The sequence below is a fragment of the Halodesulfurarchaeum formicicum genome (assembly GCF_001886955.1).
Lineage (GTDB): Archaea > Halobacteriota > Halobacteria > Halobacteriales > Halobacteriaceae > Halodesulfurarchaeum > Halodesulfurarchaeum formicicum.
The window spans coordinates 669,497-688,936 of sequence record NZ_CP016804.1; the positions used below are offsets into that span (position 1 = coordinate 669,497).

At 64.9% G+C, this 19,440-nt stretch carries 18 protein-coding genes; 13 read left to right on the plus strand and 5 right to left on the minus strand.

Annotated features, from left to right (window positions below; translation table 11 throughout):
* The first annotated feature begins 32 nt into the window (after window positions 1-32).
* Both rqcH and HSR6_RS03500 read left to right on the plus strand, forming a co-directional pair.
* Window positions 33-2,132, plus strand: coding sequence for a ribosome rescue protein RqcH (rqcH, locus tag HSR6_RS03495; protein ID WP_071932823.1), 2,100 nt, complete (start codon window positions 33-35; stop codon window positions 2,130-2,132).
* Window positions 2,132-3,196 carry an mRNA surveillance protein pelota gene (locus HSR6_RS03500; RefSeq protein WP_070364613.1) on the plus strand — a complete coding sequence of 355 codons (1,065 nt, stop codon included), beginning with the start codon at window positions 2,132-2,134 and terminating at the stop codon, window positions 3,194-3,196. Before rqcH ends, HSR6_RS03500 begins: the two co-directional genes overlap by 1 nt.
* Here HSR6_RS03500 and HSR6_RS03505 read toward each other — a convergent pair whose 3' ends face one another.
* Window positions 3,197-3,928 carry an MBL fold metallo-hydrolase gene (locus HSR6_RS03505; RefSeq protein WP_070364614.1) on the minus strand — a complete coding sequence of 244 codons (732 nt, stop codon included), beginning with the start codon at window positions 3,926-3,928 and terminating at the stop codon, window positions 3,197-3,199.
* Between the two features lie 112 nt (window positions 3,929-4,040).
* Between HSR6_RS03505 and HSR6_RS03510 the strand changes: the two genes are divergently transcribed.
* The 4 genes from HSR6_RS03510 to HSR6_RS03525 all read left to right on the plus strand — a co-directional run bounded on the left by HSR6_RS03510 (window position 4,041) and on the right by HSR6_RS03525 (window position 8,067).
* A complete protein-coding gene (locus HSR6_RS03510; RefSeq protein WP_070364615.1) occupies window positions 4,041-6,746 on the plus strand; it encodes an ATP-dependent helicase in 2,706 nt (901 codons plus the stop codon).
* An 82-nt stretch (window positions 6,747-6,828) separates the two neighbouring features.
* Window positions 6,829-7,134, plus strand: a complete 306-nt coding sequence (locus HSR6_RS03515; protein WP_070364616.1) for a hypothetical protein — start codon at window positions 6,829-6,831, stop codon at window positions 7,132-7,134.
* A 22-nt stretch (window positions 7,135-7,156) separates the two neighbouring features.
* Window positions 7,157-7,516 carry a hypothetical protein gene (locus HSR6_RS03520; RefSeq protein ID WP_070364617.1) on the plus strand — a complete coding sequence of 120 codons (360 nt, stop codon included), beginning with the start codon at window positions 7,157-7,159 and terminating at the stop codon, window positions 7,514-7,516.
* 41 nt (window positions 7,517-7,557) lie between these two features.
* The gene (locus tag HSR6_RS03525) at window positions 7,558-8,067 is read left to right on the plus strand and encodes a TspO/MBR family protein (protein WP_070364618.1); all 510 of its coding nucleotides are present in this window, start codon (window positions 7,558-7,560) and stop codon (window positions 8,065-8,067) included.
* Window positions 8,068-8,077: 10 nt separating this feature from the next.
* Here the strand turns inward: HSR6_RS03525 and HSR6_RS03530 are convergent, their stop codons facing one another.
* The 3 genes from HSR6_RS03530 to HSR6_RS03540 all read right to left on the minus strand — a co-directional run bounded on the left by HSR6_RS03530 (window position 8,078) and on the right by HSR6_RS03540 (window position 13,588).
* Window positions 8,078-9,871, minus strand: coding sequence for a PAS domain-containing sensor histidine kinase (locus tag HSR6_RS03530; RefSeq protein ID WP_071932824.1), 1,794 nt, complete (start codon window positions 9,869-9,871; stop codon window positions 8,078-8,080).
* 78 nt (window positions 9,872-9,949) lie between these two features.
* The gene (locus HSR6_RS03535; protein WP_071933625.1) at window positions 9,950-12,577 is read right to left on the minus strand and encodes an AAA domain-containing protein; all 2,628 of its coding nucleotides are present in this window, start codon (window positions 12,575-12,577) and stop codon (window positions 9,950-9,952) included.
* 48 nt (window positions 12,578-12,625) lie between these two features.
* The gene (locus tag HSR6_RS03540) at window positions 12,626-13,588 is read right to left on the minus strand and encodes a zinc-dependent metalloprotease (RefSeq protein WP_071932825.1); all 963 of its coding nucleotides are present in this window, start codon (window positions 13,586-13,588) and stop codon (window positions 12,626-12,628) included.
* 85 nt (window positions 13,589-13,673) lie between these two features.
* Here HSR6_RS03540 and HSR6_RS03545 point away from each other — a divergent pair, with 85 nt between their 5' ends.
* The 4 genes from HSR6_RS03545 to HSR6_RS03560 all read left to right on the plus strand — a co-directional run bounded on the left by HSR6_RS03545 (window position 13,674) and on the right by HSR6_RS03560 (window position 17,652).
* Window positions 13,674-14,273 carry a TetR/AcrR family transcriptional regulator gene (locus HSR6_RS03545; protein WP_070364621.1) on the plus strand — a complete coding sequence of 200 codons (600 nt, stop codon included), beginning with the start codon at window positions 13,674-13,676 and terminating at the stop codon, window positions 14,271-14,273.
* 123 nt (window positions 14,274-14,396) lie between these two features.
* Window positions 14,397-15,851 carry a COG1361 family protein gene (locus tag HSR6_RS03550; protein ID WP_071932826.1) on the plus strand — a complete coding sequence of 485 codons (1,455 nt, stop codon included), beginning with the start codon at window positions 14,397-14,399 and terminating at the stop codon, window positions 15,849-15,851.
* Window positions 15,848-16,510, plus strand: a complete 663-nt coding sequence (locus HSR6_RS03555; protein WP_070364623.1) for an ABC transporter ATP-binding protein — start codon at window positions 15,848-15,850, stop codon at window positions 16,508-16,510. The genes HSR6_RS03550 and HSR6_RS03555 overlap by 4 nt, the downstream gene beginning before the upstream one ends.
* 41 nt (window positions 16,511-16,551) lie before the next feature.
* Entirely contained in the window at window positions 16,552-17,652 is a 1,101-nt protein-coding gene (locus HSR6_RS03560) for an ABC transporter permease (protein WP_083258817.1), read from the plus strand.
* On the opposite strand, the gene HSR6_RS03565 is transcribed toward HSR6_RS03560, so the two are convergent.
* The gene (locus tag HSR6_RS03565) at window positions 17,653-17,877 is read right to left on the minus strand and encodes a hypothetical protein (protein ID WP_070364625.1); all 225 of its coding nucleotides are present in this window, start codon (window positions 17,875-17,877) and stop codon (window positions 17,653-17,655) included.
* A 90-nt stretch (window positions 17,878-17,967) separates the two neighbouring features.
* Here HSR6_RS03565 and HSR6_RS03570 point away from each other — a divergent pair, with 90 nt between their 5' ends.
* The 3 genes from HSR6_RS03570 to HSR6_RS03580 are packed head-to-tail and all read left to right on the plus strand — an operon-like array spanning window position 17,968 to window position 19,435.
* The gene (locus HSR6_RS03570) at window positions 17,968-19,032 is read left to right on the plus strand and encodes a M20/M25/M40 family metallo-hydrolase (protein WP_070364626.1); all 1,065 of its coding nucleotides are present in this window, start codon (window positions 17,968-17,970) and stop codon (window positions 19,030-19,032) included.
* A gap of 44 nt (window positions 19,033-19,076) precedes the next feature.
* Complete coding sequence (locus HSR6_RS03575; protein WP_070364627.1) at window positions 19,077-19,262, plus strand: LSM domain-containing protein; 186 nt, start codon at window positions 19,077-19,079, stop codon at window positions 19,260-19,262.
* Window positions 19,259-19,435 (plus strand): 50S ribosomal protein L37e, encoded by a 177-nt coding sequence (locus HSR6_RS03580; protein WP_071932827.1) that lies wholly within the window; start codon window positions 19,259-19,261, stop codon window positions 19,433-19,435. The genes HSR6_RS03575 and HSR6_RS03580 overlap by 4 nt, the downstream gene beginning before the upstream one ends.
* Window positions 19,436-19,440 lie beyond the last annotated feature (5 nt).

A 19,440-nucleotide genomic window follows, 5' to 3' on the forward strand; every position in this document is an offset into this window, starting at 1 on the left:
CTCCTATCCCGCCGGTCCAACTCCTTGTGACCATGGAACCGAAGCGGGAGGTCACGAGTGTCGGGCTCGTCGCCCTGGTGGGCGAACTCGGGGCCTACACCGGCGCGACCGTGGACAAGGCCTATCTCTATGCGGACGGACTCGTGCGGCTCAAGATGCGGGATTACGACCGCGGTCGCATCGAACTTCTGATCCAGGTCGGTGAGCGCAAACGCGTCCACGTCACCGAACCGGAGTTCGTGCCAGCGGCGCCGGACCGGCCGCCGAACTTCGCGAAGATGCTGCGCAACCGGATCGCCGGGGCCGACCTGGCGTCGGTCTCCCAGCACGGCTTCGACCGGATCCTGGAGTTCGAATTCCGTCGCGGGGATGCTGATACCACTATCGTCGCGGAACTGTTCGGCGAGGGGAACCTGGCGGTGCTCGACGAGAGTGGAGCGGTAATCGACTCGCTCTCGACGGTACGGCTCCGCTCGCGAACGGTCGCGCCGGGCGCGCAGTACGGCTTCCCGGAGAGCCGGATCAACCCCCTGGAGATGGACTACGAGGCGTTTGCCGCGACCATGGCCGAGTCGGACACCGACCTGGTCCGCACCATGGCGACCCAGCTCAACTTCGGTGGCACGTACGGCGAGGAACTCTGTACGCGGGCCGGCGTCGAGAAGACCTTGGACATCACCGAGGCGGGCGAGACGGAGTACCGCCGGCTCTACGCGGAGATGACCGACCTGCTCGACCGGCTCCGAGAAGGGGACACAGACCCCCGGGTCTACCGTGAGGACGGCGCGGTCGTTGACGTGACTCCCGTCCCAATGGAGGAGTACGCCGACCTGGAGAGTGAGGCTTACGACACGTTCAACGCGGCCCTCGACGCGTACTTCCGGGCGCTCGAAGACCGCGAGGACGAGCCCGAAACCGGCGAGTCCAGCGGGCCGGACTTCGACGCCGAGATCGAGAAGCGCGAGCGGATCATCGAACAGCAGGAACAGGCCATCGAGGACTTCGAGCGGCGGGCCGAGACCGAGCGGGAGAAGGCCCAGGCCCTCTATGCGAACTACGACTTCGTCGACGAGATCATTCGGACTGTCCGGGAGGCCCGGGAGTCCGGTCACTCCTGGCCGGAGATCGAATCCCGACTGGCCGAGGGGGCCGAGGCCGGGATCGAGGCCGCAGCCGCGGTCACCGGCATCGACGAGTCAGAAGGGATGATCCGAATCGACCTGGACGATCACGAGATTCCCCTGGACCCCCGATCCGGGGTCGAGAAGAACGCCGATCGGCTCTACACCGGGGCCAAGGAGATCGAATCCAAACGGGACGGCGCGTTAGAAGCCATCGAGGACACGCGAGCGGAACTCGCCGCCCTCAAGGAGCGCAAGGCGGGCTACGAAGAGGAAGCCGCCGAGGCCGAGGACGAAAAACCCGCCGAGGACGTGGACTGGTTGGCTCGCGAGTCGATTCCTATCCGTCGCCCAGAGAAGTGGTACGACCGCTTCCGATCGTTCCGCACAAGCGACGGCTTCCTGGTGCTCGGTGGCCGAAACGCCGAGCAGAACGAGGAACTGGTCGCGAAGTACATGGAACACGCCGATCGGTTCTTCCACACCCAGGCCCACGGCGGCCCGGCGACGATCCTCAAGACCAGCGAGCCCAGCGAACCCACGAAGGACATCGAGGTACCCGAACAGAGCCTTCGGGAGGCCGCACAATTTGCAGTCACCTACTCGACGATCTGGAAACAGGGCCAGTACAGCGGCGACGTCTACATGGTCTCCGGCGACCAGGTCTCCAAGACCCCGGAGAGCGGCGAGTACCTGGAGAAAGGCGGGTTTGCGATCCGTGGCGACCGGACCTACTTCGAGGATACGCCGGTCGGAGCCGCGGTGGGCATCGCCTGTGAGCCTGAGACGCGGGTTCTCGGGGGCCCACCCGAACCGATCGAGGCCCAGACCGAGACCTCGATCCGGATCGAACCCGGCCGGTACGCCCAGGGCGACGTTGCGAAACGGGTGTACCGGGAGTTCCGTGAGCGCTTTACCGACACGACCTTCGTGCGGAAAATCGCGAGCCCGGACGAGATTCAGAAGTTCATGCCGCCCGGGACGAGTCGCATTAGCGAGGGTGAGGAGTAATGCACGTCCGGGAGTGGACGACCCGCGAGGCCGGCCGCGAAGCGGTCAGCCTGGTGCCCGAGAGTCTCGATGACCTCTGGCATCTCACCTACGTCATCGAACCCGGCGATCTGGTCTCCGGGGACACCCACCGGCGCATCCAGCGCAACGAGGAGCACATGCGTGACACCGGTGGCGAGCGCGAACACATGCATGTCACCCTCGAAGTCGAGGACGTGGACTTCCACAAGTTCTCGAATCGCCTTCGGGTGGGCGGGACGATCGTGGATTGCTCCCGGGAGGACCAACTCGGCCTCCATCACACCCTGAACCTGGAGGAACACGACACGATCGAGATCGAGAAGATCTGGCAGCCCGACCAGCGCGAGCGCATCGAGGAGGCCGAGGAAGCCACGGATCAGCCGACTGTCGCCATCGCCACCGTCGCGGAGGGCGAAGCCCACGTCCACACGGTGGCCCAGTACGGCGTCGAGGAGTACGTCTCGCTCACGAGCACCACCGGGAAAGGCGAGTACACCGGCGGCCGCGAGGAACTCTTCGAGGAGTTGGCCGACGCACTCGGTCACCTCGACGCCGACGCGATCATCCTCGCCGGCCCGGGGTTTACCAAACAGGACGCGCTCGAACACATCCAGGCCCACCCCGAGGTCACCGAAACGGTGTCGGTCGTCGACACCAGCGCGGCCGGCGGGCGTGGCGTCCACGAGGTGCTCAAGCGCGGGGCCGTCGCGGACGTGCGCCGCGAGACCCGGATCGCCGAGGAGTCCGCGGCGATCGACGAACTCACCGATCGGATGGCCGGGGACGGGGCGGCCGCCTACGGCATCGACGCCGTCGAGACCGCGACCGAGTACGGGGCCGTCGAGAACCTCTTGATTCTGGACGAACGGCTCCGCCAGGAGCGGGCCGGGGAAGGCGACTGGGCACTGGACGTGAACGAACTGATCCAGCAGGTCGAGCGTCAGGGCGGGGATATTACCGTCTTCTCACACGAGTTCCAGCCCGGCGAACAGCTCCGCAACCTCGGTGGGGTCGCGGCACTGTTGCGCTACCCGATCGAGTGATCAGACCCCGATTTGCATGCCGTCCGCGGCGACCTGTACCTCCCCGTCGAACCGTGACTCGATCGTCTCGATCATCTCCTGGTGCTTGCCCACTGTCTGTGGATAGAGGTGCGTGAGATAGACCCGATCGAGGGCCGCCCCGTCGAGGACCTGGGCCAGTTTCGTCGGGGTGGTGTGGGCATCTTGCTCCACGCTGTCGGGGAACGAGCAGTCGTGGACGAGCACCGAGCCGACCTCGGCGAAACTGATCAGGCCCTGGAACTCCTTGGTGTCGCCGGTGATCGTCACCTGGTCCTCGAAGCGATAGGCCAGGCCGTCCATCGAGTGTCGAGTCGGGGTGGCCGTCACCTCGAACCCGGCGACAGTCCACGCCCCGCCCTCGATCTCTCGGACCGCGTAGTTGAGCCGCCCGCGCAGGTATTCGTGGGCGTCGAGTAAGTCCTCGACGAGGGCGTTCGTTCCCGGGGGGCCGACGACCGTGATCGACTCCTCGCCGGCCAGCCACCGGGCCTTGTAGAGCGCCAGGAGATCCGAGACGTGATCGAGATGGAGGTGGGTCAAAAGGACGGTGTCGACCCCTTCGTAGCCGATTTCCGTGTCGGCCAGTCGGCCGAGTACCCCGCTGCCGACGTCCACGAGCAGCCGTCGGTCACCATCGGTCACGAGGATTCCCGACTGGGCCCGGCCCGGGGTGGGCATCGCGGCGCCAGTCCCGAGAAAGGTGAGTTGCATGGTGGATGGGGGTGGCCCGACGGGGAAAACGGTTGGGGCACCGTTCCCAACAGTCCTCGGGGCCACCAGCTGCCAACAGCTACAACCCGTCGGCCTGCATAGGCCCCACCGAATGGTCACGGAGACGCCCGACTCCGTTCCGGACCCCGAGGCGGTCCCCGATGGGGACCTGTTGCAGTCCCTCGAACCGGCGGTTCGGGAGTGGTGGATCGACCAGTTCGGCGATTCGGTCGAGCAGAACGGCGGCTTTTTCACGCCGCCACAGCGGGAGGCAATCCCCCAGATCGCCGCGGGCGAGCACACGCTCATCGCGAGTCCGACCGGCTCGGGGAAGACACTCGCCTCCTTTACGGCGATCATCAACGAGTTGTTCGTCCGGGAACGGGCCGAGGGCCTGGAAAACACGGTTTACTGCCTGTACATCTCACCGCTGAAGTCACTGGCAAACGACATCCATCGCAACCTGACCGAGCCCCTGGAGGGAATTGCCGCTCGGCGGGCCGAACAGGGCGAGGACCCCTCCGTGATCCGACACGCGATCAGACACGGTGACACCGAGCAGGCCGCCCGGCAGGCCATGCTCGATGAGACGCCACACATCCTCAACACCACGCCGGAGACCCTGGCAATCCTGCTCAACTCACCGAAGTTCAAGGAGAAACTCAGGACGGTCGAGTACGTGATCGTCGACGAGATTCACAGCCTCGCGGCCAACAAACGGGGCACGCATCTCTCGGTGAGCCTGGAGCGACTGGAGACACTCGCGGACACGGCCCCCACCCGGATCGGCTGTTCGGCCACGGTCGAACCCCTCGACACGATCGGGGCCTTTCTGGGCGGCTCCGAGGACGGCGAGCCACGCGACGTTGAACTGGTCGACACCAGGTTCATGCGGGACTATGACCTCGAACTGCACACGCCCGCGGCGGACCTGGTCGAAACCCCCCGATCGGTCGTTCGGGAACGGTTCTACGATCGGCTCGCGACGTTGATCGACGATCACGACAGCACACTCGTGTTCACGAACACCCGCTCGGGAGCCGAACGCGTGCTCGAAAACCTCCGGGAGCGGGGAGCCGTGGACGAGGACCACTCGGGGGCCCATCACGGCTCGCTCTCGAAGGAGCGCCGTCAGGCGGTCGAGAGCGCGTTGAAGGAGGGGACTCTGGACGTGGTGACCACCTCGACGAGCCTGGAACTCGGCATCGACATGCCACACATCGATCTCGTGGTGCAGGTCGGCTCTCCCAAATCAGTCGCTTCGCTCCTCCAACGGGTGGGACGGGCCGGTCACCAGCTCGGCGAGACGGTCACGGGCCGGGTGTTCGCGCTCGACCTCCAGGAGTTGATCGAGTGTACGGTCATGCTCGAGCGGGCCAAAGCGGGCTTTGTCGACCGCATTCGGGTGCCCGAACGCGCTCAGGACGTCGCTGCCCAGCACGTCTATGGGATGGCGATCAACGGGCCGCGCCCGCTTCAGGAGGTCGAGGAGACACTCCGCCGAGCTTACCCCTATCGGGACTACACCGACGCGGAGTTCGACAACCTGCTCAGATACCTCCGGGCCGAGTACGACGGGTTGGAGGAGCGCAACGTCTACGCGAAGATCTGGGTCGACGAGAACGATCCCCCCGACGGCGAGCACCACTATCCGGAGTACCCGGTCGGCACCAGATTGATCGGCAAGCGGGGTCGGTTGGCCCGGATGATCTACATGACCAACCTCGGGACGATCCCCGATTCCTTTTCCTGTGACGTGTTCGTCCGGAGCGACGACCAGTGGGTCGGTGACCTCGACGAGGACTATCTCGACACGCTCGATCCGGGTGACGTCTTCGTCCTCGGGGGCCAGCGGTACGAGTATCGCTACCGCCGGGGATCGAAGGTGTACGTCGATCGGACGAGCGAGCGGGCGACGGTCCCCTCGTGGTACTCCGAACGCCTGCCCCGATCCTTCGATCTGGGAGCCGAGATCGCGGCCTTTCAGGACCGGCTCATCTCCCTTCAGGAAGACGGGATGGCCCAGCTTCGACGGGCGCTCCGGGACCTCCCTATCGACGAGGAGAGCGTGCGAGCACTCTCCCGGACCGTCGACAGGCAGATCGCCTACGCCGGGCCCGAGAGTGTGAGCACCACCGACCGGATCGTCGTCGAACACGTCACCGATCGGGCTGACTATCGCCGTCGCTACTACGTGCGAGTTCCTTACGGCCGGCAGGTGAACGACGGCCTCTCACGAATTTTGGCCCACCAGGTCGCGAACGAGGCCACCGCGAACGTGACCATCGCGGTCGATGACACCGGCTTCGTCCTCTCGATGCCGCTCAATCGGAAGGTCGACGTGGTGGGGCTGCTCGAAGGACTCGATCCGGACCGGGCCCGCGAACACCTCGAAGCGAGCCTGGTTGGGACCGATCTTCGCGAGCGGTACTTCCGCATCAACGCGACCCGCTCCCTGATGATTCTCAAGCGGTACAAGGGCCACGAGAAGTCCGCCAGTCGGCAGCAGGTCTCCGCGGAAATGCTGCTTGGCTTTGCAGAGGACCTGCCGGATTTCGTGGTCCTCGCGGAGACCAACCGGGAGATCGTCGAGGACAAACTCGATTTCGGACATATCGAGGAACTGCTCGGACGGATCCAGGCGGGCGAACTCACAGTGGTCTCGAAAACACTCGACTCGCCCAGCCCGCTCTCCTTCGGCCTGGCGACCCTATCGGCCAGTGACGTGGTTCTCGCCGAAGACGAGGACGCCGCACTCAGGGCCTTTCACGACCGAGTCACCGAGGCGATCGAGGGGGCGTCGAACGGCGACGATTAGAACTGTCGCTGGCACCTGCCGTCGGTTCTCACTCGCTGAGAAATATCGGCCTGGCTATATGTTTTCCAGGCCGATTTTCCGTATGGTCTCCGAAATCACGTTTTTCGAGTTGCACCTGGATGGCACACAGATCGGCGGCGACGGGGCGGACGAATCCCCGGCACCGACCAGGGCCACACCTGCCACCGAGCCCGTATCGAGGTCTGAAAGCCGATCCCGACTGCCGTCCCGGCGCGGATTCGCCCTCGGGGCAGTCGCGTTGGCCGTCACGGGAGCCCTCATCGGCGTGTTCACCTGGCGCCGCCGATCACGCGGCGAGTCGACAGACGACACGGAAACGGGGGCCGTAATCGAGGGCACGGACCTCGAAGCGATCGGCTCGGAGTGAGTACCCGAAACCGCACACAGCCGTGACCACGAAATCCCTTGGGTTGGCACTGGCCGCCGCTGTCGCAGGCTTCCTCCTGGTTGGGGTGGCTGTCACTGCCGTTACCGGTCGGTGGGTCGAGTTTTCGGTCTTTCTGGGGCTGCCGGCCGGCCTCGTCGCTGGCGCGTTGCTCGGAGCCGCCGCGTACGTCGGGGTCGAATCGCCCTCCCCACAGCGGAACGCTGTCGCCGGCGGGTTCGTCGCGTTCGCTCTGGGATTTCTCCTTGCCTTGCTCATTCTTGCCGGGGTCTTCCGCGTCGGCGTCACGACCGCGCTGGGGGTCGCAATCGTCCTCGGCCTCGCCGTCGCGCTGGTGGACGTTCGCCGCCGACGAACTGGCTGAGTGGGGCGTACGTATTTCGGGCCGCGCTTCGAAATCGCTCTATGCAAACTGATTCGGGACTCGCGGGATTCGCTCGCAATCGACCCGGTCTCGCGCTCGGCCTCGCGATTCTCGCCGTCGAACTCGTCGGCGCGTCCGGGGCGATTTTCACCGCCCAGGGGCTCGGCGAGTGGTACAGCAGCCTCGTCCGCCCGGCTATCGCCCCGCCGAACTGGGTTTTCGGCCCGGTCTGGACGGCTCTCTTCGCGCTCATGGGCGTCGCCGTCTGGCTCGTGTGGCGGCAGGCCCCGACCGATCCGGACGGCGCGAAACTCGCGATCGGTGTGTTCGTCGTCCACTTCCTCTTCAACCTTGGCTGGTCGGCGGTCTTCTTCGGACAGCAAGCCCTCGGAGCCGGGTTGCTCGTCATCCTGGCTCTCTGGATGCTCATCGTGACGACTATCCTTGTCTTCGACCGGGTCGACCGGCGCGCTGCTCTCCTCCTGGTCCCCTACCTGCTCTGGGTCTCCTTCGCCACGTATCTCAACTACCAGTTCTGGGTGCTGAACTAGCCCTACTCTTTCAGGCGAGTGGCAGTTCGACGGTGAATACCGCTCCTCGTGGTTCGTTGTCCTCGACCTGAACCGAGCCTCCGTAGCGGTCGATCAACGTCTCGACGAGATACAACCCCAGTCCGGTCCCCTCGCTATCCAGCCCCTGGACTCCCTCCTCGAAGATTTCCGCTTTCTGTTCGTCCGGAACGCCTGGGCCGTTGTCGGCGATGGAAACGGCCACTGTCTCTTTACCAGCTGTCGTGGTCACGGTGACTTCGGGGAGCTCCTGATCGTTGTGGATGACCGCGTTCTGGAGCAGGTTCCGGAACACCGATTCGAGCAGATCGTCCACCAGTACGGAGACCTCCGGAATCGAGCCCTCGACCTGAATCGCGGCGTGTTCGTGGTTCGAGCGGGCCGAGTCGATCGCCCCCTCCAGGACCGGCCGCAAGCGTGTCGGGGCCCGATCCGCCCCGGACTGCAGGAGTACTTCCGTTACGTCCCGGGCGGTCCGAGTGATCGCTACCGCGTCTTGTGCCGCGTTTTGCAGGGTGTGGAGGTGTCCGGACGCCGACTCCTCGACGCTATCGTGGAGGAGATCAGCGTACGCGAGCACCAGCTGAAGATCGTTCCGGATGTCATGGCGGACGATCTGGTTGAGAACTTCCAGATTGTCCCGCTGGGTCTCGATCTGTCGCTCGTACGCTTTGAGCTCGGTGATGTCCCGGGCGTATCCGAGCACCGCGTCGTCGTCGCTTCCGGAGGGCTCGTAGGGGATCTTCGTCGTGTGAAACACGCGTGTCTCGCCGTCGGCGGTCACCAGGTCTTCCTCCGGGATGGTCTTTGGCTCCCCCGACTCGATGACCGCCAGGTCGTCCTCGCGGAATGCTTTTGGATGTTCCTCGGTGAACAGGAGTTCCTGATCGGTCCGGCCGATGATCTCCTCGGCCGGGCGGCCATAGGCCTCACAGACCGCGTCGTTCACGAGAAGATACTCCCCGGCCCGATTTTTCACGAAGATCAGGTCCGGAACCAGGTCAATGACCTGTCGGAGCCGGTCGTGAGCGGCTTCGAGTTCCTGTTCGGCCCGTTTCCGCTCGTCGATGTCCTGGTGAATCCCCACCGCCCGTTTCGGGTCCCCGTTCGCTCCTCGCTCCGTGATGTGCCCGATATCCCGGACCCACTTCCAGCCGCCATCGGCCGTCTGCAGTCGGTGTTCGGTGTCGATGTACGCCGTCTCGCCGGCGAGGTGAGCGTCGACTGCTTCCATCACTAGCTCGCGATCCGCGGGATGAACGCGGGACTTCCAGGCATCGAGGGCGGAATCAATTTCCGACGCCGAATATCCGAGCATCGTCGCCCACTGGTCGTTGAACTGGACGGTGTCGGTCTCCAGGTCCCAGTCCCAGACCCCCAGATTGGCGGCGTCGACGGCCAGCTCGAGTCGCTCCTTCAGGGACTCGACCTCGCGTTCGCGCTCTTTCCGATCCGTAATATCCCTGACGTAGCCGACGAACGTTCCGTCTCCCAGCGAAACGGCGTCGAGTAACACGTCGATCAGGTGGCCCTCGGAGTGCTGAATCTGAAGTTCGGTTTGAACCCGCCCGGTCTCTCGAACATGCTGAAACGATGGTGGGGTCGATTCACCACTCGTAGAGAGGTCCGAGACGTTTTTCGACAGAAGCTCGGATTCCGAGCAGCCCACCAGCTCGCACGCAGCCGGGTTCACTTCGAGATAGGTCCCGTCCTCGTCGACCACGAAAACTGCGACCGGGGATTTCTCGAAGTAGGTCTGATAGGATCCCTCCACAGCAGCGTCCATGGTCACTTCTTGGACCGGAGTGTGCATAAAGGAGTGTGGCCGGAGCAAACGCGTACTGTTGGGGAGTCGACTTGTCTGTCACTCCGCGGCGCGATCGGCCCAGTCGACCATCCTCGCATATTGGTCACGACTTTCCAGCGCGGCCGGGTCCCCGACCAGCACGAGGGCCTTCTTCGCCCGCGTAAGCGCCACGTTCATCCGTCGCTCGTCCTCGAACAGCGGCCCGTCGAGGCTCCCGGAGGCCACGAAGGAGACGAGCAGGATCTCGGTACTCGACCCCTGGAACCGATCCACGGTGTCCACGGTCACGCCGTCGGGAACGAGCGGTTCGATCGTGGAAACCTGGGCCCGGAACGGAGCGATGACGCCCAGATCGTCCGGCTCAGCCCCGGCCGCCAGGTATGCGGTCGCGATCTCGGCGACCCGTTCTGCCTCGGCCGTGTCGGTATGGTCGGCGTTCGTCCCCTCGACCGGGACCAGGGTGACGCCGTCGTACACGTCGGTCCGAGTGGGGTCAAGTCCCAGGTCCGTAATCGTCTGGCTGGCCACTGACCCCGTGGCCGGTCGCAGCTGGCCGTCGTAGAACTCCCGGGAGGCAAAGGCCTGGATCCGCTGGGACATCCGGTACTGGCGATCCAACATCACGGCCGCCTCCGGATAGGTCTCGATGAGCCGCTGGAAAAGCGAGGTCGAGAGGTCGGCCCCCGACTGGACTACTGGCGGGAGCTGTTTGTGATCGCCCACGAGGACGAATTTCGCCCCCCGATTGATCGCCGCCAGGGTGTCCGGCTCGGTGAGTTGACTGGCCTCATCGACGACGACCACGTCGAAGGATTGTGAGCGCATCACCCGCGAGCCACACGAGGCCGTCGTCGCTGCCACCACCGGGGCGGACTCCAGCGCCTCGGCTCGCTCGTTTGGATCGCCTGCCGTATCGAGTCGGAGATGGGCCATGTCCGAGCGCACCCCCGATTCGGTGCCCATTCGAATTGCGTCCTCGAACCCCTGGTCGACCAGCGCCGAGAGCGCGTTGTCCACGGCGCGGTTGGTAAACGCCGAGAGCAACACCCGGTCGCCCCGGTCGACGAGGGCCCGAATCAGCCGGGCGATCGTGTAGGTCTTTCCCGTCCCAGGGGGCCCGTGGATCAGCGCGAAGTCTTCGGCTCTGAGCGCCGTATTGATCGCCCGATTCTGGGCGGGGTTGTTGTCGATCAACTCCCGGGTCGGGCCGCTGAAAGTCGGTGTGTCTCGCTCGAAGAGCAGATCACGACGGCGCGTCGGACCCCGGAGGAGGGCGTCGTGAAGGGCCGTCAACATCCGGTCGACCGAGAACTCCGATGGGTAGACGTCGAGTCGCCGGACCGAGAGCGGTTCGTCGGCCCTCAGGACGATCTCCCGGCCCAGTGACTCGACGACGGCCAACTCGGTGTGGCCGTCGATCGGGTCGCCGTCGCTCGCCAGGACGCGGTCCCCCTCCCGGATCTTCGAGACGGCTCCCGCTGGGCGCTCGGCGCGGAGCTCCCACCGGCCGTCCGGGAGTTGCGTTCGCCCGGCCGGTTCCAGACCGATGAGCGCCCGGTCGGCGTCTGCACGCGCCTGGGCGGACTGCTTCCAGAGCTTGGCGTACTCCTGGTGGATGGCCCGCCGCTCCGTCTCGATAGCGTCGTACTGACCCTGGAAATACGTCCGCTCGGCTTCTGGCAAGGGGTCGCCGACGGACCCTGCCTTCGACGGCTGGTCCAGCCGACCCGAGACCACCAGACAGGTGTCCTGCTCGAAGCAGTACTGGCAGGTCGCATCGCCCTCGTAGCCGGTCGGCACCGATCGGTCGTGTTCCATGGCGGCGATCTCGTTGCGGGTCCGAAGCACGAATTTCGTGAGTCCGTCGCCGATCGAGAAGTCCTTGGCCGGCGAGAGGTCCCCTGTTTCCTCCTCCAGGGCGGCGTTTTTCGTGTAGAGCAACGTGCCCGTATCGACTGAAACTCCCTGTTCTTCGAGCAACAGGGCGTAGGACGCGGCCTGGATCTTGTCCTGGAACCGGGGGCTGCGGCTCGTGTTCTTCCCGGTCTTGAGTTCGACGGGGTTCCCCCGTCGGATGGCGTCACAGCGCCCCTTGATGCCGTAGGTGTCACTCAGAAGGGTCACCTCCGATCGCCAGCCGTCCTCGTCCAGTCGACCCTGTGAGAGCCAGGCGTCGATCGCCGCGGCGTTCTGTCTGACCTCGTCGATAACTGCATTCCGGTCTCGCCCCAAAAGACCCAGTTCCAGCCCCGCCTTCTCGACTTGCTTCTCGACTGCCGCGTCGAGGGCTTGCCCGCGCAGGAGATCACCGAAGACTTCGTGGACGATCGTCCCCTTGGTCACGGGATATTCGAGGGGCAGCCCGCCGATCTTGTTGAGATAGTAGAGCCGCGGACACTGCACCCAGGAGCGGATGTCGGTCACGTCGACGAGAAAGTCGGGTTCGACCACGACCGCTGAGTCCTCGGTCGTCTCAAATCCATCGTCGGCCTCGGTCAGGGCGGTCACCGAAAGTTCCATTCCCGGTTCGAGGATCTCGGCCGTCTTCGTCCACTTCTTCCGGAGGGAGATGGCAACTGGACCGTCGTCGGTCCGAATCCGGACTGTCACCACGTCCCGATCGCCCGAGTCGGTGCTGATCGTTCGCACCTCGCCGACCTCCAGTACCTCGCCCCGGCGGTTCACGGCCATTTTATCGCGGTCCGGGCCGAAAACCATGTCGCTCCCTACGTGTCAGTTGGGTGCCGTGGGTCGGACACGATCGAGCCAGCGACCCGGCGCTTCGAGTTCCGATTCGCGGGGCAGGTTCCCGGGTTCGTCCCACACCGCGCCGGCCGCTTCGAGCCCCCGTTCGGCCACGATGGCGTCGAAAAATGCCCGCCCGCGTTCGTATTGCTCGCGTTTTCGATCCAGCCCGAGCAGTCTCGAAACGACGGTGGAGAGTGGCCCGCCGCTCTGTCGGCGTGTGTCCAGTTTTCGTCGGAGCTCCGCCGAGGGCTTGTCGAACGCTTCGTCCATGAGGAGTTCGGCGTAGCCCTCCACGACGGTCATCGCGCGATTTAGCTCCCCGTACTGGTCTTTCGGGAGCGATCCGGTAGCGAGTTCCGCGACGATTCCGGTGACTCGCTCGGCGAGGTAGGGGCGAAGCCAGGGTGCGACCCCGAACTCGGCGGCGTGAGCGACCTCGTGAAACGCGATCCAGCGCCGGAACCGCTCGACCGGCACGTCCAGTTCGGCGGCGGTCGACACCAGGTTCGGATGCACGACGTAGAGACGGTGGGGTTCGGATTCGGCGAACAGAAGCGGGTCGTACTGCCCAAGGACCCGCCGCGAGAGGTAGGCCACCGAGCCGGCGATCGAGGCCGTGTTGAGGGGGCCGGTGATCCCGGGCAGCGCTCCCGGGCGGTCTGCAAGCGGCTCGAAGGCGGTTTCGAGTGTTTCGAGTGTCGCCTCGATCCAGTGGTGGCGGTTCTGCACCTGTATCGTCCGTGGAAGATCGAACTCGATCCCGGCTGTCGCCTGGATCTCCCGGTGGGCCGCTTGCAGATCCTCGGCGTAGGCCCCCCGAACCGAGTCGGAGAGGGCGAGGTCACCGGGGTCGGTTAATTCGTGTGCGGCCCGGCGGGCAGCCGCCCAGTCGACGCCGCCGTTCCCGTCCGCGCCCAGGAGTGCCCTGGCGCCCCCGATCGGATTCATACGACTCGTAGTCCGTGGAGGGGGGAAGGTCTTCCGGGCACTGGACCAACATCGCTTTACGCGGTGATCAAATATTCATTCAGCAATGGTCGAGCGACACGCGTTTCTCGAGGAGCCGTCGAACACCCGCGAGGCCATTATGCAGGCGACCTATCACGCACTCTGTGAGTACGGATACGCGGGATTGACGATCTCCCGGATCGCCGAGTTCTTCGAGAAGTCAAAGAGCCTGCTCTATCACCATTATGAGAGCAAGGACGAACTCCTCCTGGATTTTCTCGGATTCATGCTCGAGGAGTTCGAGTCGGTGCCCGAGGACCGTGAGGCGGCCGCCAACGAACGGCTGGCCGAGTTCTTCGACCAGGCGCTCTCGGACACTCACTCCAAGGAGGCGCTCAACTTCACCCGGGCAATGGTCGAGTTGCGGGCCCAGGCAGCCCACGACGACCGATTTCGCGAGCACTTCACCGACAGCGATCAGGTCTTTCACGACCGATTGGCCGACATCATCCGGGCCGGCATCGAGTCTGGCACGTTCCGACCAGTGGATCCTGACCGGGTTGCCGCTTTTCTACTGGCGACGATCAACGGTGCGATGACCCAGCAGGTCACCGCCAGGAGCGAGGACACGGATCAGGTTCGCGAGGAACTCTCGCGGTACGTCTCGTCGGTTCTGGAGCCCTGACCTGGGGCCTGCCAGAAGACCTATCCATGGTGAATGAATATTCAGTTATGAAGATCGATGAGCTACTATTCAGTCCGCACAGCCACTGGGACGAACCTCGATACCCTCTCGGAGCGCTGAATCGTGCGCTCCCGTTCCGTAACTGGCCTGCTCACCCTGGTTTTGATCATCGCCGCCGTCACGGTCGCGGTTCCGGCGAGTGGTTCGATCTCGAACCTCGCGATCGAGTCCGCGACGCCGACAGTCGAGGATCCGGCCCCAGGCGAGCGGTTTTCCGTGTCGGTTACGATCGCGAATTACGACGATATGGCGGCCTTCGAGGTCACCGACGTCTACATCCGTGACGCCGGGCGAGCGAACGAACACGCCCGGGTCGAAGACGTCGGCACAGTTCGCCCCGGTGGAAGTCTTACCGTGCCTATTTCGCTCTCATTCGAGGATTCGGGGACTCGTGACCTTCGAGTGCATACTCGGGTCGAAAACGAGAGTGGCGATCACCGATCGGTCTCCTACCCGCTCACCATCGACGTCGAACCCCCGGATGAGGCCGTTCTGCGTATCGACGACATCGACGCCGTGGCCGGACAGGAGGAGCAGGTGAACGTCACCGTCTCGAACGGTGAGGATCGCCCGCTCTCGAACGTGAGACTCGAACTCGGGGGCGATGCGATCGTCGACAACGCCGAGCGCGTTACTGCCTCGCTGGGGGCGGGCACCCAGGCCGTCCATCGCTACGATCTGACCTTCGCCGAATCCGGCAGTCAGACGGTCACCGGGACGGTGACCTACCGGACGGCCGACGGCCAGACCCGGTCGGTCGACCGGTCGATGACTGTCGATGTTGAACCGGCCAGAACCGACCCCGAACTCACCCTGACGCCGATCCAGTCGCCTGACGGGCCCGCGCTGGAGGCGACCCTCGTGCAGTACGGAAACGCCGAACTGCGCGACGTGGAACTCCGGGCGGTCAGAAACGGGCGGATACTCGCCCGATCCGTTCTCGATGACGTGCCGGCGACGGAGTCCCGAACGGCGACCTTCGACGGAGCGACCCTCGGGAGCGGGAACCTGACTGTCGTCGCGTCCTACACCGCGTCCGGTACCGATCGGACGATCGAAGCCAGCCGCGACTACCAGCCGACCGACACCGCGGCGATCACACTCTCCGGAGTCGAGGTCACCCGCGAGGGCACGATCGTCACCTTGCGCGGTGACGCCGCGAACGTGGGCAGCAACGACCTCGAATCGGTTCGGGTCGCCGTCGAGCCGGCGGCGGGAGTCTCCCCCAGTTCGCCGTCACGTGATTACTTCATCGGCGGGATCGAGGCGAGCGAGTTCGGGACCTTCGAGCTTACGGCAAACGTCACCGATTCGGCCGGATCGGTGCCGATTCGGGTTGCCTACTCGGCAGGCGGCGAGCAGTTCGAAACGCGTGAGTTCGTCGAACTCGACGACGGGGCGGGCGATTCGGACGCCGAAGACCAGTCAGGAACTGGTGGGCTGGGTCTGCTCCGGCTCGGGATCGTCGGCCTCGTGGGGGCTCTGATCGGCGCGGCGCTGTATCGCTGGCGCACATGAGCATTCTCGAACTCGAAGGGGTCATCAAGCGCTATCGGAGCGGGAGCGAGACCATCGAGGCCCTCAAGGGCGTGGACTTTCACGCCGACCGGGGGGAGATGGTGACCGTGATCGGGCCCTCCGGGTCGGGCAAGAGCACGATGCTCAACATGACTGGCTTGTTGGATACGCCCACCGAAGGGACCGTCCGGCTGGAAGGGGTCGACGTGTCGGGGCTCAGCGAGGACGAACTCACCGAAAAGCGACGGTCGGGAATCGGCTTTGTCTTCCAGGACTTTCACCTGCTGCCGATGCTTACTGCCGTCGAGAACGTCGAATTGCCTTCGATGTGGGACACCAGTATCGATCGCCACGAGCGGGCGATCGACCTGCTCCGCCGGGTGGGGCTCGGTGATCGGCTCGATCACCTGCCGAGCCAACTCTCCGGCGGGCAACAACAGCGGGTGGCGATCGCCCGCGCCCTGATCAACGAGCCGAAGGTGCTCCTCGCGGACGAACCCACGGGGAACCTCGATCAGGAGACCGCCCGCACCATCCTGGCGGAACTCACCCGACTCAAGACCGAGGAGAACATCGCGATCGTCGTCGTGACACACGATGAACTGCTGATGGACTACGCGGACCGCACCGTCGAACTGATCGACGGGGTGATCACGTGAGCCGGATTGCCGCGGCCCTGTGGCGGTTTCCGAGTGTCTCCATGGCCTGGCGGAATCTCGGCCGAAACCGGGTTCGAACCGCCCTCGCCGCACTCGGGGTCGTCATCGGGGTGGTCGCGATCGCCTCGCTGGGGATGGCCGGTGCAGCCCTCCAGTACCAGGCGACACAGGACCTCGGGGGGCTCGCCGACGAAGTGACGGTAACGCCCGGCGAGGACAACCCCGCCGAGGGCTTGACCGAATCACAGATCGAGGCGATCGAATCCGTCGTCACCGACGCGACGGTCGTCCCGAAGAAATCCGCGCGAACGGTGATCGAATCGGGAGGTGAACAGGCGGGCGTGAGCGTGACCGGCGTGACCGAGGCCAGTGCACTCTACGACGTGGCGTCCGGGACGGCCCCGGATCGCTTGCAATCAGGAGCCTTGATCGACAGCACGACCGCAACAGAGTTACAGCTCGGCCTGGGTGATCCAGTGGAGTACGACGGCCGGCTCTACCGGATCCGTGGCATCATCGACACCGGTGGAGGCTTCGGAGGGGCTGGCGGGAGCGGCACGCTGGTGCTCCCGGTTTCGGCCATCGACACGGAGCTTTACAGTTCGGTCAGTGTGATCGCCGCGGACGGGGAAGCGGCGACTCGAATCGCGACGGCGATCGAGGAGCGACTCAACGAACGGGAAGAAGTCGTGAGTGCCACGACCCTGGCGGACATTCAGGAACAGATCGACTCGTTTTTGCGGACGCTGAACCTCGCGCTGTTCGGAATCGGATCCATCTCCCTCGTGGTGGCGAGCGTGGCGATTCTCAACGTCATGCTCATGAGCACCGTCGAACGGCGCGGCGAGATCGGCGTACTGCGCGCAGTCGGAATCAGGCGGGGTGAAGTCCTCCGGATGATCCTGGCCGAGGCAGCGTTTCTGGGTATGATCGGTGGGGTCCTCGGTGTGCTCCTCTCGTTCGGGGTGGGACTGTTACTGTTCGAGTTCCTCGTCGGGGACGCGATGCTCGTGCTCGGGTGGCAAAGCATGCAGTATCTGTTCCTCGGCTTTGTCTTTGCGGTCGGCGCGAGTCTGCTCAGCGGTCTCTACCCAGCCTGGAAGGCCGCGAACGACCGGCCGGTCGATTCGCTTCGCGCGTAGTCACCGGGGCCGATCGATGTTCTTGACCCGGGATGCAAGTTTCCAGATGGCTACGGCGAGGACGGTCGCGAATACGGCGACACCAAGCGCAGTCAACGGTGACACCGGGGGCTTGCTTCCCGGCTCCCCTGCCGGCTTTTCGACGCCGTCGGACCGGTCGAAGAGAACCAGTTTCGGGACGGTCTCGACCTCGATCTGATCCACGTGAAACTCGACGATGCCCATGCGTACATGTCAACGCTCCACGACGATAGCTCTTCGGGCTTCCCCCGCCGGGATCGACCGTTTAACGTCGATGGGATCACCAGTACGGGTATGGACAGCACTCAGCGCGAATTCCTCGAAACGCTGCTCGAGACGGAAAGCCCCTCGGGCTACGAGACCCCGGCGCTCCGGGCCTGGATCGACTACGTTTCAAGCTTCGCCGATTCGGTCGAGACAGACGCCTACGGGAATGCCGTCGCCTCTTTCGAGGGCGATAGCGAGGTCTCGATCGCCGTTACTGGCCACGCCGACGAGATCGGGTATGCGGTCTCCTCGATCACCGAGGAGGGCTTTCTCCGGATTATTCCGGTGGGTGGCTCGGACCCTGCTGTCTCTCGTGGGACCCAGATCGAAATCCAGACCGACGAGGGGCCGGTCAACGGCGTCATCGCCCAGACGGCCATTCACCTCCGCGATCGAGGTGAGAGCGGTGAGGTCCCCGAGATCACGGCCCAGCACGTCGATATCGGAGCCAAAGACGGGGCGGCCGCTCGCGAACTCGTCGAGGTCGGGGACCCCGCGATTCCGGCCGTCGGCCTCCACGATCTGGCGGGCAGCCGGATCGCCGGTCGCGGCATCGACAATCGGGCGGGCCTCTGGGTCGCCGCCGAGACGCTCCGCCGGGCGGTCGAGCGAGACGTCGATGCGACCGTTCACGCCGTCGCGACCGTCCAGGAGGAACTCGGCACGAAGGGCGCGATGATGGTCGGGACGGAACTCGACGCCGACGCTGTCGTCGCGGTGGACGTGACTCATGCCTCGGACAACCCGGCCTATCCGGAGGATCAGGCAAGCGATGTCTCGCTCGGGGAGGGCCCGGTCGTGACGCGGGGGACGGCCAACCACCCCGAGTTGGTGAACGCCGTTCGTGAGGCCGCCGAGTCCGCGGATCTCCCCGTTCAGTTGCAGGCCTCTGGACGCCGGACGGGCACCGACGCGGACGCCTTCTACACTCAGCGGGGTGGCACGCCGAGTCTCAACCTCGGCATCCCGAACCGATACATGCACACGCCGGTCGAAGTGATCGACACCGAAGATCTCTCCCAGGCCGCTGCAGTCCTGACTGAGACGGCGGCCCAGGCCGAAACGGGCGCGGACTTCCGGACTTCGCTCTGAGCGGGTTCCGGAGCGTTTAAGCGGGCCAGGGCGCTGGCTGGGGTATGAGCGGGCGACCTCTCGATGTCCTGGAGGCGGCCCTCGAGGAATCGGTCACGGTCACGTTGAAAGGTGAGGAGACGTTCACCGGCGTCCTCGCGGGGTACGACCAGCATATGAACCTGGTTCTGGAAGCGGGAGAAGACACAACCGTTATACGCGGCGATAACGTCGTCTCGATAGACATATGACTGGATCCGGAACGCCGAGTCAGGGCAAAAAGAACACCAAGACACACGTGAAGTGCCGACGGTGTGGCGAGAAGTCCTACCACGTGAAGAAGGGCGTCTGTTCGAGTTGCGGCTTCGGGAAATCTTCAAAGCGCCGCGGCTACGAGTGGGAGTCCAAAGCGGGCGATAACTAAGACCG